The following is a 15,755-nucleotide window of genomic DNA, read 5'->3' as shown; positions in this document are numbered from 1 at the left end:
CCACACGGTAGGCGTGTCCGGAGTTCAGCCCTGAGCCCTGAGCCCTGAGCCCTCGGACTCAGGGCTCAGGGCAGCCACGCCCTCCACGTGGACTCGTGGCCGTCCACCCACTTCTTCGCCGCCTCCTCAGGCGTGAGCTTCTGGTCGGCGATCATGAGGGAGACCTGGTTCTGGTCCTCGGTGGTCCACTTGAAGTTCTTCAGGAGGGCCGCCGCCTCGCCGCCGTTCCGGGCGAAGTCGGCGTTGAGGTACTTCTGGAGGGGAGTGTGCGGGTAGGCGCACGCCACCTTCTCCGGGTCGGCGTCGCAGCCCTCCTTGTACGGCGGGAGCTTCACCTCGGTCATCGGGACCTTCTCGAAGAGCCACTGCGGTGTGTACCAGTAGGTCAGGAAGGGCTTCCTCTCCTTCGCGAACTGCCGGATCTGGGTGATCTGCGCGGCCTCCGAACCGGCGAACACCACCTGGTAGTCGAGGTCCAGGTTGTTCACCAGCGCCTTGTCGTTGGTGACGTAGGACGGGGAGCCGTCCAGGAGTTGGCCCTTGCCTCCGCTCTCGGCGGTGCGCAGGTCGTCGGCGTACTTGTTGAGGTTCTTCCAGTCCGTGACGTCGGGGTGCTGCTCGGCGAAGTACGTCGGCACGAACCAGCCGATGTGCCCGGTGACCCCGAGGTCGCCGCCGCGGGCGATCGTCTTCTTGTCGTCGACGTACCGCTGCTCCTGGTCGGGGTGGCCCCAGTCCTCCATGATCGCGTCGACGCGGCCCTGGCTGAGCGCGTCCCACGCGGGGACCTCGTCGACCTGGACGGTGTCGACGCGGTAGCCCAGTTCGTGTTCCAGCAGGTACTGGGCGACGGCCACGTTCGCCTGCGCGCCCACCCAGGACTGCACGGACAGGGTCACCGTCTTCGCGCCCTGGGCGTTCGCGAAGGGCGAGGCCTGCTTGGTCATGTCGGCGGCACCGCAGCCGGTGAGGACCAGCAGGGAACACACGGTGGCCAGGGCGCCCGTCAGACGCGTACGGCTGTATCGGTTGTATGGGCTGCATGCGGACGTACGCATGTCACGCTCCCTTCTTCGCTCGGCGTTCCGTCGGCTGCGTGACCCGGTCCAGCACCAGGCCGAGGCAGACGATCGCGACGCCGGCCACCAGCCCGGTCGCCAGGTCGCCCTGGGCCAGGCCGAAGACGACGTCGTAGCCGAGCGCCCCGCCGCCGACCAGGCCGCCGATGATGACGACGGCGAGGACGAGGACGACGCCCTGGTTGACGGCGAGCAGCAGCGCCGGGCGGGCGAGCGGGAGCTGGACCTGGCGGAGCTGCTGGGCGCCGGTCGCACCGAGCGAGCGTGCCGCCTCCAGCGCGGCCGGGTCGACCTGGCGCAGCCCCTGGGCGGTGATGCGGACGACGGCGGGCAGTGCGTAGACCAGGGCGGCGGCCACGGCGGGGGCGCGGCCCACGCCGAAGAGGGCCACGACCGGGATCAGGTACACGAACTGCGGCATCGTCTGGAACACGTCCAGGACCGGGCGCAGCAGCCGCTCCACCCGGTCGCTGCGGGCGGCCGCGATTCCGGTCGCGAAGCCCAGGACGAGCGTCACGGCGACCGCGGCCAGCACCTGCGACAGCGTGTCCAGCGACGGCTCCCACACGCCGAGCACACCGGTCGCGGCCATCGCGAGGACGGCGGTGAGTGCGGTGCGCCAGGTGCCGATCAGCCAGGCGAGGGTGGCCACGATGAACAGCACGGACCACCAGGGCAGCCCCTGGAGGCCGGACCGCAGCGGGTCGAGCACCCAGGTGGTGAAGTGGCCCGCCCAGTCGGCGGTGCCGCCGAGGTACGGGACGCCGGAGTAGAGGTGGGCGGTCATCCAGTCGACGGCCCGGTTCACGGGCTCGGCGATGTTCACGGTCCACGCCTCGGGCCACTCCGGACGGCCGGCGAGACGCACGGCGACCGCGACGGCCACGGCGAGGACGGCCGAGCCGCCCCACAGCAGGGCACTTCGCCGGCCGGAGATCTCGGGGCCGTCGCCGCCCAGCCGGCGGCCCGCCGCGCCGGTGACCCGGTCGAGGACGACCGCGAGCAGCACGATCGGAATGCCGGCGGCCAGCGCGGCGCCGACGTCGACTGACGCGAGCGCCTGGTAGACGCGGTCGCCGAGGCCGCCCGCGCCGATGACGGACGCGATGACGGCCATGGACAGCGCCATCATGATCGTCTGGTTGAGGCCGAGGAGCAGTTCCTTGCGCGCCAGCGGCAGCCGGGCCGTCACCAGACGCTGCCGCGCGGTCGCGCCGAGCGAGGCGACGGCCTCCAGGACGCCCGGGTCGGCGCCGCGCAGCCCGAGCGCGGTGAGCCGGGCCATGGGCGGCGCCGCGTAGACGACGGTGGCTAGCACGGCCGCGGGGACACCGATGCCGAAGACCAGCACGACGGGCAGCAGGTACGCGAACGCCGGGAGCACCTGCATGGTGTCCAGTACGGGCCGCAGCGCACGGTACGTGCGGTCCGACAGCCCGGCGGCGAGGCCCAGCAGCGCGCCGAGGACGACGGACGCGAGGACGGCGACCGCCATGAGCGCCAGCGTCTGCATGGTGGGCACCCACATGCCGAGCAGCCCGCAGGCGAGGAACGCGAGGGCCGTACCGAGCGCGAGCCTCACACCGGCCACGCGCCAGGCGACCAGTGCGGCCGCCGCGGTGACGCCCGCCCAGCCGGCCGCGAGCAGCACCAGGTAGACGGCGCGCACACAGAGCACGACCGCGTTGCTGACGTGCCCGAGGAAGTACAGGAACAGCGGGTGGCTGTCCCGGTTGTCGATGATCCAGTCGCTGGCCCTGCCGAGCGGCTCGGACAGGTCCACGGTCAGCGCGTCCGGCCAGCTGCCGCTTGCCCAGCGGGCGGTGACGACGGGCACGATGACGGCCGCCGCCAGGGCCAGCAGGGCGAGTTTGGCGAGGGCGCGGCGCCTGAGGAGGCCGGGCAGGCCGGCGCGGACGGTGGGTGCGGTGACGGCGGCCATCACACCGCCTCCCCGCCGGCTTCGGCGTCGGCCTCCTTGCCGGGGGCCTGCGCGGGAAGGGCAGCCACCGGCTTCGGGGCGACACCCGGGTGCGTGCCCGCGACCACGCCGAGGAGCGCGTCGGAGTCGACCACGCCGAGGCAGCGGCCGTCGTCCACGACCCGCGCGGGGGTGCCGGTGCGGGCCACCGCCTCGATGGCCTCCGAGACCGTCACATCGGGCGCGACAGCCGGTCCCCGCCCGGCCTCCTCGGCGGTCGCGGGCGCCCGCATCGCGGTGCGTACGGTCATGACCTGCTCGCGGGGCACCTCGCGCACGAACTCCCGTACGTAATCGTCGGCGGGTGAGCCGACGATCTCCTCGGGAGTGCCCAGCTGCACGACCCGGCCGTCGCGCATGAGGGCGATGCGGTCGCCCAGCTTGAGCGCCTCGTTCAGGTCGTGGGTGATGAAGACCATCGTGCGGCCCTCCTCGCGGTGCAGCCGTACGACCTCCTCCTGCATGTCCCGCCGGATCAGTGGGTCGAGCGCGCTGAACGGCTCGTCGAACAGCAGCACCTCGGGGTCGACGGCGAGCGCCCGGGCGAGTCCGACGCGCTGCTGCTGGCCGCCGGAGAGCTGGCCGGGCCTGCGCCGTTCCATGCCCTCCAGGCCGACCTTGGCGACGACCTCGCGGGCCCGGGAGCGGCGCTCGGACCTGCCGACGCCCTGGATCTCCAGGCCGTACGCCACGTTGTCGAGGACGGAGCGGTGCGGCAGCAGGCCGAAGTGCTGGAAGACCATCGACGCGCGGTGGCGCCGCAGTTCCCGCAGCCGTGCCTTGTCCATGCCGAGGACGTCCTCGCCGTCGATGGCGATCCGGCCGGACGTCGGCTCGATCAGCCGGGTGAGGCAGCGCACCAGCGTGGACTTGCCGGAGCCCGACAGCCCCATGACGACGAAGACCTCGCCCTTGCGCACATCGAAGCTCACGTCCCGGACGGCGGCCGTGCAACCGGTACGGGAGCGCAGCTCGGCGGGCGCGAGCGCGGTGAGCTCGGGGTCGGCGGGCACGCGGTCGGCCTTCGGCCCGAAGACCTTCCACAGGCCTTCGACCGAGAAGACGGGGGTGCCGGCGGCGGCGCTCGTGGCCTTGCCGGTTGCGGTGTCCGTGGCGGTGACCGCGTTCATCACGCCTCACCCCCGGCCGTGGCACTAGAAGTGGCAGTAGCGGTGGAAGCGGCAGTGGCGGTGGCACCGACGAGGTCCGCGCACCTTTCCCCGACCATCAGCACCCCGATCATCGGGTTCACGCCGGTCATCGTCGGGAAGACGGACGCGTCCGCTATGCGGAGGCCGTCGAGTCCGCGGACCCTGAGCTCCGGGTCGACGACGGCGAGCGGATCGTCGGGGTCGCCCATACGGCACGTACCGGCCGGGTGGTACACGGTGTGCGCGACCTTCCGGGCGTACTCGCCGAGCTCCTCGTCACCGGTGACGTCGGGCCCCGGGCACACCTCGCGCCGGAGCCATCCGGCCAGCGGCTCGGTCTTCGCGATCTCGCGGGCGATGCGGATGCCGTCGACGAGGGTGCGCCCGTCGTAGTCGTCCTCATCGGTGAAGTACCGGAAGTCGAGGGCGGGTTTGACGGCCGGGTCGGCGCTGGTCAGGTACAGCCGGCCGCGGCTCTTCGGCTTGGGGATGTTGGGGGTCATCGAGACGCCGTGCGCGGGCCGTTCGTACCCGAGGCGCTCCGGGTTGTCCGTGAACGGGATCTGGTAGAAGTGGAACATCAGGTCGGGGCCCTGGTGTTCGGGGTCGCGGCGCACGAACAGGCCGGCGTCGCTGTCCATGGCGGAGTTCTCCGGGATCGGCCCGTCCGTCTCCCACACGATCACCGACTCCGGGTGGTCGAGCAGGTTCTCGCCGACGCCGGGCAGGTCGTGGGTGACGGGGATGCCGAGCGCCTCCAGGTCCGCGCGGGGTCCGATGCCGGAGTGGAGCAGCAGCCGGGGCGAGTCGACGGCACCGGCGCACAGCAGCACCTCGCGGCGGGCCCGTACGAGGAGTTCCTCGCCCTCCTTGGTGCGGACGTGCACGCCCTCGGCGCGCGTACCGTCCAGCTCCAGCCGGTGCGCCCAGGTCTCCAGGAAGATACGGAGGTTCGGCCGCTCGTCCATGACCGGGTGCAGATACGCGACCGACGCGCTGGAGCGCTTGTTGTTCTCGGGGTGGTAGGCGAGGTCGAAGAAGCCGACGCCGTCGTTGAAGGGCTTCTTGTTGAAGCCCTCGACGCGGGGCACGCCCAGTGCGGTCTGCGCGGCGTCCACGAAGTCGCGGGCGATGGCGTTCCGGTCCTTCTCGCCGACGGGGACGATGTTGTTCTTCAGCCGCGCGTAGTACGCCTCCATCGGCACCGAGCCCCAGCCCTTGGCGCCCGCCGCCTCCCACTCGTCCCAGTCGGAGGGCAGCGGCTTGAACGCGATCAGCGTGTTGTGGCTGGAACAGCCGCCGAGGACGCGGGCGCGGCTGTGCCGGATGTGGGAGTTGCCGCGGGGCTGCTCGGTCGTCGGGTAGTCGTAGTCGAGCTCGCCGCCGAGGAGGCCCATCCAGCGGCGCAGGGTGAGCACGTCGTCGCGGCCGACGTCGCTGGGCCCGCCCTCGATGACGGCGACGGTCACCTCGGGGTTCTCGGTGAGGCGGGAGGCGATGACGGAGCCCGCGGTGCCGCCGCCGATGACGACGTAGTCGTACGTGAGGTGGTCGTCCGTGACGTGGTCATTCGTGACGTGGCCGTCCGTGTGCTGCTGCGTGTCTCGGTGCATGGGGACGCTCCAGGTGGGGGAGGTGATCGGACCGGAGAGGCCGTGGAGGCCGTGGAGGCCGAAGAAGTCGGAGAGGCCGAAGAAGTCGGAGAGGCCGGTCTGATCGGTCCGGTCGGTCTGGTCGGTCTCGGGGAGGGCTGCGGGGACTGCGGCGGGGCCTCAGCCCGCGAACCACCGCACCGGCTTCGGCGCCAGGTTCTGGTAGACGTGCTTGGTCTCGCGGTACTCGGCGAGGCCGCTGGGCCCCAGTTCGCGCCCCACTCCGCTCTTGCCGAAGCCGCCCCACTCGGCCTGCGGGAGGTAGGGGTGGAAGTCGTTGATCCAGACGGTGCCGTGCCGCAGCCGCCCGGCGACGCGCCGCGCCCGCCCCGCGTCGGCGGTCCAGACGGCGCCCGCGAGCCCGTACTCGGTGTCGTTCGCGAGGGCCACGGCCTCGTCCTCGGTGCGGAAGGTCTCCACCGTCAGGACCGGCCCGAAGACCTCCTCGCGCACGACCCGCATCTCGCGGTGGCAGCGGTCGAGGACGGTCGGCTCGTAGAAGTACCCGGTGGCGGGCCGCTGCGCCGACGGCTCGGGCCGCTTGCCGCCCGTGCGCAGCACCGCGCCCTCGGCGAGCGCGGACGCGACGTACGCCTCGGTCCTCTCCCGCTGCTGCTCGGACACGAGCGGGCCGCACTCGACGCCGTCCTCGGTGCCGCGCCCGAGCCGGATACGGCTCGCCCTGCGGGCCAGCTCGGCGACGAACCGCTCGCGCACGGACTCCTCGATGATCAGCCGTGCGCCGGCCGAGCAGACCTGGCCGCTGTGGATGAAGGCGGCGTTGAGGGCCTGGTCGACGGCGGTGTCGAAGCCCTGCTCCGTCTCGCAGGCGTCCGCGAAGACGACGTTCGGGTTCTTACCGCCCAGCTCCAGGGCGACCTTCTTCACGCCGACGGCGGCGGCCTGCGCGACCTTCGTGCCGCTGACGAGTCCGCCGGTGAACGATATGAGATCGACGTCCTCGTGCTCGGCGAGCCGCGCCCCGACCGAGTGCCCCGGCCCGGTCACGATGCCCGCGACACCGTCCGGCAGCCCGGCCTCGACGAGCAGTTCGACGAGGGCGACGGTGGTCAGCGGCGTGATCTCGCTCGGCTTGACGACGAAGGTGTTCCCGGCGGCCAGCGCGGGCGCGATCTTCCAGCTGGCCTGGAGGAGCGGATAGTTCCAGGGCGTGATCAGCGCACAGACACCGACGGGCTCGTGCACGACGACGCTGTGGATGTCCTCGGAGCCCGCGTCGACGACACGGCCGCCGCCCTCGCCCACGACGAGGTCGGCGAAGTACCGGAACGCGTCCGCGACACAGTCGATGTCGACGCGCCCCTCCTCCAGGGTCTTGCCTGCGTCACGGCTCTCCAGCCGCCCGAGGGCTTCACGGTCGCGTACCAGGAAATCGGCGACGCGGCGGAGGAGGGCGGCCCGCTCGGCCACGGGTGTACGGGCCCACGTGCCCTCGTCGAACGCGTGCCGCGCGGCGGCGACGGCGGCGTCCGCGTCCCGCTCGTCACCCTCCGCGACGACGGCGAACGGCTTGGCGTCCGCCGGGTCGAGGATCTCGCGCGTGGCACCGGAGACGGCGTCCAGCCACTCGCCGCCTACGTGGATGCTGCGCTGCGCCTGCTGTCCTGCCATGTTCGGTGTTGCCTTCCGTTCCAGGTCCGTGCCTCTGTGTCACAGCGGTGTGACTCCGGGGGCCGTGAGCGCCTGCCCGCACCCCCGGAATGCATGCATGATCGGCGGCTGGAAGTGCGTAGCGTCACTGACCATGCGGGCAAAAGGGCGCGAACCGGGAGGGTGCGGAGCACGGGGAAAGGTGCGGAGCACGGGAAACCGTGCGTGGTCAGCCGTGAGCCGTCGGATCAGCCCGCGCAGGTGGCGCCCGGCGGGCAGAACCAGCCCACCGCCGTGTCGGACATGGCGATCTCGTCGCTCCGGCCGTCGGCGTCACGGCCGTACACGGCCACCGCGTAGAGCGTGCCGTCCGCTGCCGCGAAGCGCGTGTCGACGACATGCCAGGTGCCGCCGTCGGGCTCGCCCCGGATCGAGTCGACCAGGTACTCCAGCCGCTCCCCCACGAAGTCGCCGTCGCTCAGGTCCTGCCGTCCGAGTTCCCGGAAACTGTCGGACTTCGGGGTGTCCGGCGACAGGAACAGGTCGAACGACTCCTGCGGGGTCGTCTCGGCCACCTGGAACACCTGGATGCGTTGTTCGCCGTCCGGGCTGCGGAAGTTGACGACGTCCATGCCGTACTGGGACGGCACGCTGTCGCGCTCCCAGCCTTCGGGCACGGCCGTCCGGAACCCCTCGGGGTCGTCGAACGACTCGTAGCCCGTGGGGAGCTGGGCGGCGGTCAGGGTCGGCGAAGACGTCTCCTGCGGCACTTCCCCGGTGGGCGACTCCGACGTGTACGTGCTCGCCGGGTCCGTGGGGGTCACTGATCCGGCGGCCTTCTGGTCCCGCCCGCCGTCGTCGCCGTCACTGCTCGTCTGCGTCAGCACCAGGCCCACGGTGACCCCGACCACGGCGGCTCCGGCCACCACCGCCGCCCACACGCGCCGCCGGTCGAACCGGTCGGCCGTCGGCGCCGACGGCTGGTCCGCGGGAGGCGACGGGGGCCCCGGCGGCTCCGATGCCGCCGGGGGGAGGACCCCGCCGTCATCGCCGTGCGGTTCGACCACCGTCGGTTCGTGGTCCGGCAGGCCCGGCGGTGGCGGAGTGGCCTGGGCCGTCTCCCGGGTGCCGTCCTCCCAGCGCTGGGTCTCCTCGTTCCAGTACCGCTGTCCCCCGTTCATCGCGTCCCCCTCACATCCCGAGCAGTCCTGCCACGGCACCGGCCACGGCTCCGGCCGAGGCGAGCAGGCTCACCAGGGCCTCGGAGTCCGCGAGCAGCCGGCGCAGCCGCTGCAGTCTGCTCTCGCCGACCGTGCCGGTACGGCTGATCTCGTCGTCGGTGTCGGCCAGTTCGGCGTCCAGTTCGCGGGTCCGCTCGTCCGCCCGCACCCGGGTCAGGTCGGCGCGCAGCTCGCGCACCGCCTTCAGCAGTTCCTCCGCGGCGGCGTCGGGCGGGCCGCCCGTGCCGTGGTGGCTCTCGGCGTGCGCGTGGCTGCCGATGGCGAAGGTGCTGTGCGAGACGTCGCCGATGCGGACGTTCGGCTCATCCGTGGCCATCGCTGTCGGTTCCCTTCTGCTTCCGCGGCGCGGAGCCGCCGCTCGTGGTGGAGGAGTCGGAGGACGCACCGGAGGCGGAGGAGGCACCGGAGCCGGAGGAGACGCGGGCGTGGGAGCCGACGGCGAACGTGCTGTTGTCGACGGAGTCGATGTGCACCCCGCCGCCGCTGATGTTGACCACCTTCTGCACGAACTCGCCGGTCTGGTAGCCGTGGTCGGCCAGCGCCGTACGCACCCCGTTCGCGATGCGGTCCTGCACGCTCCTGAGGTAGCGGTCGACGTCCATCTGCTGGAACAGCGACCCGGCCCGTGCCGAGCCCAGCTCGCGCACGGACATCGCAGGGCCGTCGGGCAGCGCGTTCCCGTAGCCGCCGGTGAGCAACTGCCAGCCGTAGGCCGCCCCCTGGCACAGGGTGACCAGAGAGCCGATCGCGGAGCGGGGCACCTGGCCGACGGCCCAGGTGGCCTTGCCCAAGTTGTTGTTGCTGCGGAACCGGTGGGCCGTGCGGTCGGCGTCCTTGAAGTCCGCGCGGATCGGCTGCAGTACGTGCGGGGCGATCTCCAGCATCAGCATGCGGCCCTGGGTGTGGATCCGGACGTAGACGGTGACGACCAGCTCCTCCTCCCAGCCGCCCACGCGGACACGCAGGAAGTGCCGCCGCTTCTCGGCGCCCTCCTCCACCGCGCGGGCCCGGTGGTCCTCGAACGCCTCCTGGCTGTACGGGGCGTCCTCACGGCTGCCGAGGCCCTCGGCGGGCAGGAACACGCACTCGTCGATCTCCAGCCAGCGCAGCCGGTCGCGCACGGCGTGTCCGGCGTACTCCGAGGGCAGCCGCAGCCCTTCGACCAGCGGTCGGACGACGTCCAGGATCGTCCGGTTGCTCATCGGCCGGACCTTCTCCATGCCGTCGGGCCGCAGCTCGACGGCGAGCACCCAGGTGTCGTAGGCCGCACCGGCCCCGCAGAACGGACGGACCTCGTGGTACATGATCAGCGGCGCACGCTGCTCCAGCCGGATGCGCTGCTTCAGCCGCTGGAACCGCCGGTTGTCCTCGCTCTCCGCGGGGTCGGAGGCGGCGTCCGGGAACCGCTCCGGGGACAGCTCGCCGCCCAGGGCCCGGGCGAACTGGCTGCGCTGGGCGCCCGTGCACAGGGCGACGCCCACGAAGAGCACGAGCGCGAGCCAGGCCTGGAGCGCCTGGACCGAGGCGTCGCCGCCGACCAGTTCCGACAGGGCGGGCAGGAGCCCCTTGAGGAAGTCCCAGAAGCCCGGGCCGTCGTCGTAGGAGTACGACTGGCAGTAGCCGCCCGAGTCGTACGAGTCGCAGGAGGGATCGGACGACGAGCCGCCGTCGGAGCCGGAGAACGCGAAGACGACCGTGGCGACCAGGAACAGGCCGAACACGATCCGGCCCAGCCAGCGGAAGACGAACGCGGCCAGTCGCCGCGGGAACGGCGGGCGGTCGTCGTCGCCCCGGATCGCGGTACCCATCGCCAGCAGGACGCTGGGCAGGAGGTAGCCCGCCAGCAGGAAGTCGGTCACCAGCAGGCCCACCACCCACAGGCCCACGATCGCCCCGGCCCAGGCCAGTTCCAGGCGGCGGGCCCGCAGGGCGTGCGCGAGGACGCGGGCCGCGTCGAACCCCAGAGAGGGCGCCACGATCCGCTGCTCGTTGAGGTCCAGCTCCTCGATGACCCGGTCCCGGTAGGCGGAGTCGAGGTAGGCCCCGGCACACAGGAGACGGCTGGCCTCGCTGGCGTGCGGTGGGATGGGCGGCGGGGCCGACGGAGTCGGTGGCGCCGCGGGTGTGGCCGATGCGGCGGGTGTTGTCGTTGTTGCTGGCTGTGGCTGTGGCTGTGATGGCACGCTGGCGGTACTCACACCATCTCCCCCGATGTGTGAACTGGCTTGCGCTACAGGCCAAGTGAGAAACCATCAGCATAGAGGGGGCGCAGGAACAGCGGTAACTGTTTCGCACGGCCGACGGTCACCGCACAGACGTGCCATAAGGGCGCTGGTCCAGGTACCGGCGGAGCACGTCCCTGCCGTCGCTCACGAACGGCCGGCGCCGGACCGCCTCCTGGAGTTCGTCCTCGGTGAGCCAGGCGTACCAGGAGATCTCCGCCGGGTCAGGGGTGACCGGGTCCGTCAGGACGGTCTCGTGGACGCCGAGCCAGTAGGGGCTGATCTCCCCGCGGCAGAGGTACTTGAACAGGAAGCGGGGTGCGGCGGACACGACCCCCAGCTCCTCTCCCAGTTCGCGGGCCGCCGCCTGTTCGTAGGTCTCGCCAATGTCGACGGCCCCGCCTGCCAGCCAGTGGTACTGGCCCGGAAAGCGGGACATGTCGTTCGCGCGGCGGTGGACGAGGATGCGGCCTTCGGGGTCGCGACAGACGGTGGTCGCTATGCGGTGCAGCCAGTGGCGTGAGATCGCCTCGGCCCGGTCGACGACCCCCACCACGCGGTCCTGTTCGTCCACCCGCTCGATGAGTTCGCGTAGTTCGCGGAGTTCGCGGAGTTCGCGGAGTTCGCGGAGTTCGCGGAGTTCGCGGAGTTCGCGCCGAGGAAGGGCCATGGCGGCAACGTACCATCGACATGCCTCATTTCTTTGACTAGGGTCAAAGAAATGAGGGCCATGCATCCCGTGCCGGTGAACACATCGACCGTGGCCGCGGAGGACATCGCGAGTCTGCGGCACTTCAACCGCTACTTCACACGCCGGATCGGCGCGCTCGACGACCACTACCTCGGCCAGGACCGCCCCCTCGGCGAGGCACGGTTGCTCTTCGAGATCGGGGAGGACGGAGCCTCGCTGCGGGACCTGCGGGTGCGGCTCGGGCTGGACGCCGGCTATCTGAGCCGGATGGTGAAGGCGCTGGACGCGGAGGGTCTCGTACGGGTCAGCGTGCATCCCGGTGACAGCCGGCTGCGCATCGCCGAGCTCACACCGGCCGGGCGGGTCGAGGTGACGGAGCAGAACCTGCGGGCCGACGCGCTGGCCGAAGGGTTGCTCAAGGGGCTCACCCCCGACCAGCGGGAGCAGTTGACGGGCGCCCTCGGGAGCGCACAGCGGCTGCTGCGGCTCGCCGCCATCCGTGTCGAGGTCGTCGACGGAGGACATCCCGACGCCCAGGCCTGCCTCGACGCCTACGCCGCCGACATCGACGAACGGTTCCCCGAGGGCTACGACCCGGCCACCCTCGTCCAGCCCTGCGAGGTGTCCGGGGAGTCGGGTGCGCTCCTGGTCGCGTACGAGGAGAAGCGGCCCGTGGCCTGCGGGGCGCTGACGGGGTTCGACCAGGGCGGCCGGATCGGGGAGATCCGACATGTGTGGGTGCACCCGGACGCCCGTCGGCTCGGGCTCGCCCGACGGCTGCTCGGGGAACTGGAGCGGCAGGCCGAGGAGCGGGGGTACGACGTCGTACGCCTCGACACGCATGCCTCACTGACCGAGGCCCAGTCCCTGTACCGGGCATGCGGGTACAGGGAGATCCCCCGCTACAACGACGACGTCTACGGGGCGTACTTCTTCGAGAAGCGGCTCGGCACGGAACGACCCTGGGGCCCTTAGTCCTGGCCCCGGTCCTGGCCCCGGTCCTGGCCCCGGTCCTGGCCCCGGTCCTGGCCCTGGTCCTGGTCCTGGTCCTGGGCCTGGGCCTGGGCCTGGTCCTGGTCCTGGGCCTGGGCCTGGGCCTGGGCCTGGTCCTGGGCCTGGTCCTGGGCCTGGGCCTGGTCCTGGGCCTGGCCGGAGGCCGCCGCGGTTTTCGCCAGTTGTGTCGCCGTCAGCAGGCTCAGGCCCGGTTCCGCCTGCCGCAGCGCCTTGATGCCCGCGACGGAGTCGGGGGCGCCCTCGTACCCCGCCGCCGCCAGCCGCTCGCGCACCCAGCGGGCGCGCAGGTCGTCGTCGTGCGCGGCCGCGGCCTGCCCGATCAGGGCGGCGGCCCGCTCGAGACCCGGGCGTTCCTCCTCGCCCGCCTCGGCGAGGGCCTGGCGCACGGACGCGGCGATGACGTCGGCGTCGCGCAGCACGAGGACGTTCAGCTGGTCTTTCCTGATTCCGAGTGAACCGAACATGCCGGTCATCCTGTGGGCGGACTCCCTTGCGGCTCAAGCTACTTGAGGACCATTTGAGCCCGGAGCCGACGATCGCGCGGCGAGCGGCCAGGCGGGCCCACACACCGTACAGGCCCCGTCCCGGGCGGACCGGGACGGAGCCTGTACGGGGTGGTGTTCGGATCCCTCTGATCCCTCCGACTCTCAGATGAGGCCGATTCTCAGATGAGGCCGAGCGCGCGGACCGCCTCGCGCTCCTCCGCGAGCTCCTGGACGGAGGCGTCGATGCGGGCGCGGGAGAAGTCGTTGATCTCCAGGCCCTGGACGATCTCGTACTTACCGTCCTTCACGGTGACCGGGAAGGAGGAGATGAGGCCCTCGGCCACACCGTACGAACCGTCCGACGGGATGCCCATGGAGGCCCAGTCGCCCTCGGCGGTGCCGTTGACCCACGTGTGGATGTGGTCGATCGCGGCGTTGGCGGCGGAGGCGGCCGAGGAGGCGCCGCGGGCCTCGATGATGGCGGCGCCGCGCTTGGCGACGGTGGGGATGAAGTCCTCGGCGAGCCACTTCTCGTCGTTCACGACCTCGGCGGCGTTCTTGCCGGCGACCGTGGCGTGGAAGATGTCCGGGTACTGGGTGGCGGAGTGGTTGCCCCAGATCGTCAGCTTCTTGATCTCGGAGACCGGGACACCGGTCTTCTTCGACAGCTGGGTCAGCGCACGGTTGTGGTCGAGGCGGGTCATCGCGGTGAAGCGCTCGGCCGGTACGTCCGGAGCGGCGGCCTGGGCGATGAGGGCGTTGGTGTTGGCCGGGTTGCCGACGACGAGGACCTTGATGTCGTCCGCGGCGTGGTCGTTGATGGCCTTGCCCTGCGGCTTGAAGATGCCGCCGTTGGCCTCCAGGAGGTCACCGCGCTCCATGCCCTTGGTGCGGGGGCGGGCGCCGACGAGCAGGGCCACGTTCGCGCCGTCGAAGGCGACGTTCGGGTCGTCCGTGATGTCGATGCCCTGAAGGAGCGGGAAGGCGCAGTCGTCGAGCTCCATGGCGGTGCCCTCCGCGGCCTTGAGCGCCGGGGTGATCTCCAGCAGGCGCAGCTTGACCGGCACGTCCGCGCCGAGCAGCTGGCCGGAGGCGATGCGGAAGAGCAGGGCGTAACCGATCTGGCCGGCCGCGCCGGTGACGGTGACGTTCACGGGAGTGCGGGTCATGGCGTTCTCCGTATGACAGCTGGCGGTGGGGCGGTCCCTGCCCCGGGTGGGACTTACAAATGATCGATCTCTTGGCGTCAAGAGAGATCAGCGGTCAGGCTATCGCGCATCCAGGATCTCGTACGGTCCGGTGTGTGTGGCCCGTCCCACAGCGGCAGGGGGCCACGAAGAGGCGGCCGCCGTCCGGGAGAGGGGGACGAAGCGGCCGCCGTGTGGGGGCGCCGGGCCGGGAGTGGGTATCGGTCTCCCGGGCGGCCGGACTCCCGTGGGGGTACTGTCCGCATGCCCCGGCCGGGCGCGGGCATTCCCCTTGCCCGGCGACTACTTTGGGTGGCGTGGCTGTCACGGCTGGGCGAGCCGCTCCACGTGGCGTCTGCGCCCCCGCCGCCCCTACCCGTCCCATCCCCAGGGGCTCCGCCCCTTCGACCCCGCCAAGGGGGCGCGGCCCCCTGGACCCCCGGGCTCCGGGGCACGGCCCCGGTCCCGTCTTTCGGGGCTCCGCCCCGGACCCCGTTTCGGGGGCCGGCCCCCGGACCCCCGCTCCTCAAACGCCGGAGGGGCTGGAAAGTGCGGCCAGGGCTGGAATGTGCTGCCGGGGCTGGATTGTGCTGCCGGGGCCGGGATCTTCCGGCCGGGGCCTTTCAACCGAGGCCAGGCACCCCCAGCCCGTCCGGCGATTGAGGACGAGGCCGTTCAGGCCGACAAGCGGGGGTCTGGGGGCGGCAGCACCCAGGGAAGGGATGGGAATGGGTAGGGGCGGCGGGGGCGACAAAACCCGTCCCCCTACTGCGTACAGCCCTCCTCACCCGCCGCAAGCGTCACGCACGCCGTCGCGTCACCCGCGTCCTTCACGGCGACCATCGGGGTGTACGCGGTGGTGTCACCGACCGTCTCGACGGTGGCGGCCTGCTTCGTTTTGCCCACGCTCACCCGCACCTCGTCCCCCTGCGCGGCGGCAGTGATACGCGCCCAGGCCGCGCCACAGGTCTCGCTGTAGCGGACCTCGACCTGGGTCGTGCCCACGGTGACGCTGTCGGTGGTCTGCACAAGCTCGCCGCTGCACCCCATGACCTCGGCGTCCTTGCCGGTGCAGCTGTTACCGCTGCACTCCACACCGGGCGGCAGATCGGGGTCGGAGCCGGCGGAGGTCGCGGGCGTGGACGGCCTGTCGTCGGCCGCGTTCTCGTCGCCGCCGCTCGTGAGGAAGAAGGCCGCCGCGACCACGACAGCCGCACCGACGACACCGGCGAGAAACATGGTCAGCCGCCGTTTCCCCCCTCCCCCACCGGACGAACCGCTCCCACCCGGCCGGGCATCCTGCGGAGTCCCAGCCGGACCGAACCCACCGGGCGCACCGGACGTGCCGGACGTGCCGGACGTGCCAGCACCACGCGACCGCCCGGACGGATCCGACGGCGAGGCGGCAACTCCCCAACCGCCCCCCCGGGAAGCCCCGCTC

General features: G+C 71.9%; 13 protein-coding genes. 1 reads left to right on the top strand and 12 read right to left on the bottom strand.

Annotation, left to right across the window (positions count from 1 at the left end):
* Positions 1–65 precede the first annotated feature (65 nt).
* The 9 genes from FPZ41_RS24815 to FPZ41_RS24775 all read right to left on the bottom strand — a co-directional run bounded on the left by FPZ41_RS24815 (position 66) and on the right by FPZ41_RS24775 (position 11,607).
* Positions 66–1,058: an ABC transporter substrate-binding protein gene (locus FPZ41_RS24815; protein ID WP_152865927.1), complete on the bottom strand. Its 993-nt coding sequence runs from the start codon at positions 1,056–1,058 to the stop codon at positions 66–68.
* 1 nt (position 1,059) lies between these two features.
* A complete protein-coding gene (locus tag FPZ41_RS24810; RefSeq protein WP_152865926.1) occupies positions 1,060–3,021 on the bottom strand; it encodes an ABC transporter permease in 1,962 nt (653 codons plus the stop codon).
* Positions 3,021–4,190 carry a quaternary amine ABC transporter ATP-binding protein gene (locus tag FPZ41_RS24805; RefSeq protein ID WP_152865925.1) on the bottom strand — a complete coding sequence of 390 codons (1,170 nt, stop codon included), beginning with the start codon at positions 4,188–4,190 and terminating at the stop codon, positions 3,021–3,023. The genes FPZ41_RS24810 and FPZ41_RS24805 overlap by 1 nt, the downstream gene beginning before the upstream one ends.
* Complete coding sequence (locus tag FPZ41_RS24800; protein WP_228022955.1) at positions 4,190–5,824, bottom strand: GMC family oxidoreductase; 1,635 nt, start codon at positions 5,822–5,824, stop codon at positions 4,190–4,192. Before FPZ41_RS24800 ends, FPZ41_RS24805 begins: the two co-directional genes overlap by 1 nt.
* 159 nt (positions 5,825–5,983) lie before the next feature.
* Positions 5,984–7,495, bottom strand: coding sequence for an aldehyde dehydrogenase family protein (locus FPZ41_RS24795; RefSeq protein WP_152865924.1), 1,512 nt, complete (start codon positions 7,493–7,495; stop codon positions 5,984–5,986).
* Between the two features lie 227 nt (positions 7,496–7,722).
* Positions 7,723–8,655, bottom strand: coding sequence for a hypothetical protein (locus FPZ41_RS24790; protein WP_152865923.1), 933 nt, complete (start codon positions 8,653–8,655; stop codon positions 7,723–7,725).
* Positions 8,656–8,665: 10 nt separating this feature from the next.
* Positions 8,666–9,031 (bottom strand): hypothetical protein, encoded by a 366-nt coding sequence (locus tag FPZ41_RS24785; protein WP_152865922.1) that lies wholly within the window; start codon positions 9,029–9,031, stop codon positions 8,666–8,668.
* Positions 9,018–10,913, bottom strand: coding sequence for a hypothetical protein (locus FPZ41_RS24780; RefSeq protein WP_407698812.1), 1,896 nt, complete (start codon positions 10,911–10,913; stop codon positions 9,018–9,020). Before FPZ41_RS24780 ends, FPZ41_RS24785 begins: the two co-directional genes overlap by 14 nt.
* Before the next feature lie 106 nt (positions 10,914–11,019).
* Positions 11,020–11,607: an NUDIX hydrolase gene (locus FPZ41_RS24775; protein WP_152865921.1), complete on the bottom strand. Its 588-nt coding sequence runs from the start codon at positions 11,605–11,607 to the stop codon at positions 11,020–11,022.
* 60 nt (positions 11,608–11,667) lie between these two features.
* Between FPZ41_RS24775 and FPZ41_RS24770 the strand changes: the two genes are divergently transcribed.
* Entirely contained in the window at positions 11,668–12,603 is a 936-nt protein-coding gene (locus tag FPZ41_RS24770; protein WP_152865938.1) for a helix-turn-helix domain-containing GNAT family N-acetyltransferase, read from the top strand.
* Here FPZ41_RS24770 and FPZ41_RS49945 read toward each other — a convergent pair.
* The 3 genes from FPZ41_RS49945 to FPZ41_RS24755 form a co-directional block, all read right to left on the bottom strand.
* On the bottom strand, positions 12,600–13,106 hold the full coding sequence (locus tag FPZ41_RS49945; RefSeq protein ID WP_322620681.1) for a hypothetical protein: 507 nt from the start codon (positions 13,104–13,106) through the stop codon (positions 12,600–12,602). The genes FPZ41_RS24770 and FPZ41_RS49945 overlap by 4 nt on opposite strands.
* 200 nt (positions 13,107–13,306) lie before the next feature.
* Positions 13,307–14,296, bottom strand: coding sequence for a malate dehydrogenase (locus tag FPZ41_RS24760; RefSeq protein WP_131565493.1), 990 nt, complete (start codon positions 14,294–14,296; stop codon positions 13,307–13,309).
* A gap of 783 nt (positions 14,297–15,079) precedes the next feature.
* A complete protein-coding gene (locus tag FPZ41_RS24755; RefSeq protein WP_322620680.1) occupies positions 15,080–15,553 on the bottom strand; it encodes a DUF2690 domain-containing protein in 474 nt (157 codons plus the stop codon).
* Positions 15,554–15,755: the final 202 nt, after the last annotated feature.

The sequence above is a fragment of the Streptomyces acidicola genome, assembly GCF_009377235.1.
In the GTDB taxonomy this organism is placed as follows: domain Bacteria; phylum Actinomycetota; class Actinomycetes; order Streptomycetales; family Streptomycetaceae; genus Streptomyces; species Streptomyces acidicola.
The sequence above is the reverse complement of the archived record's forward strand: the minus strand, read 5'-3'. Positions and strand labels throughout refer to the sequence as shown.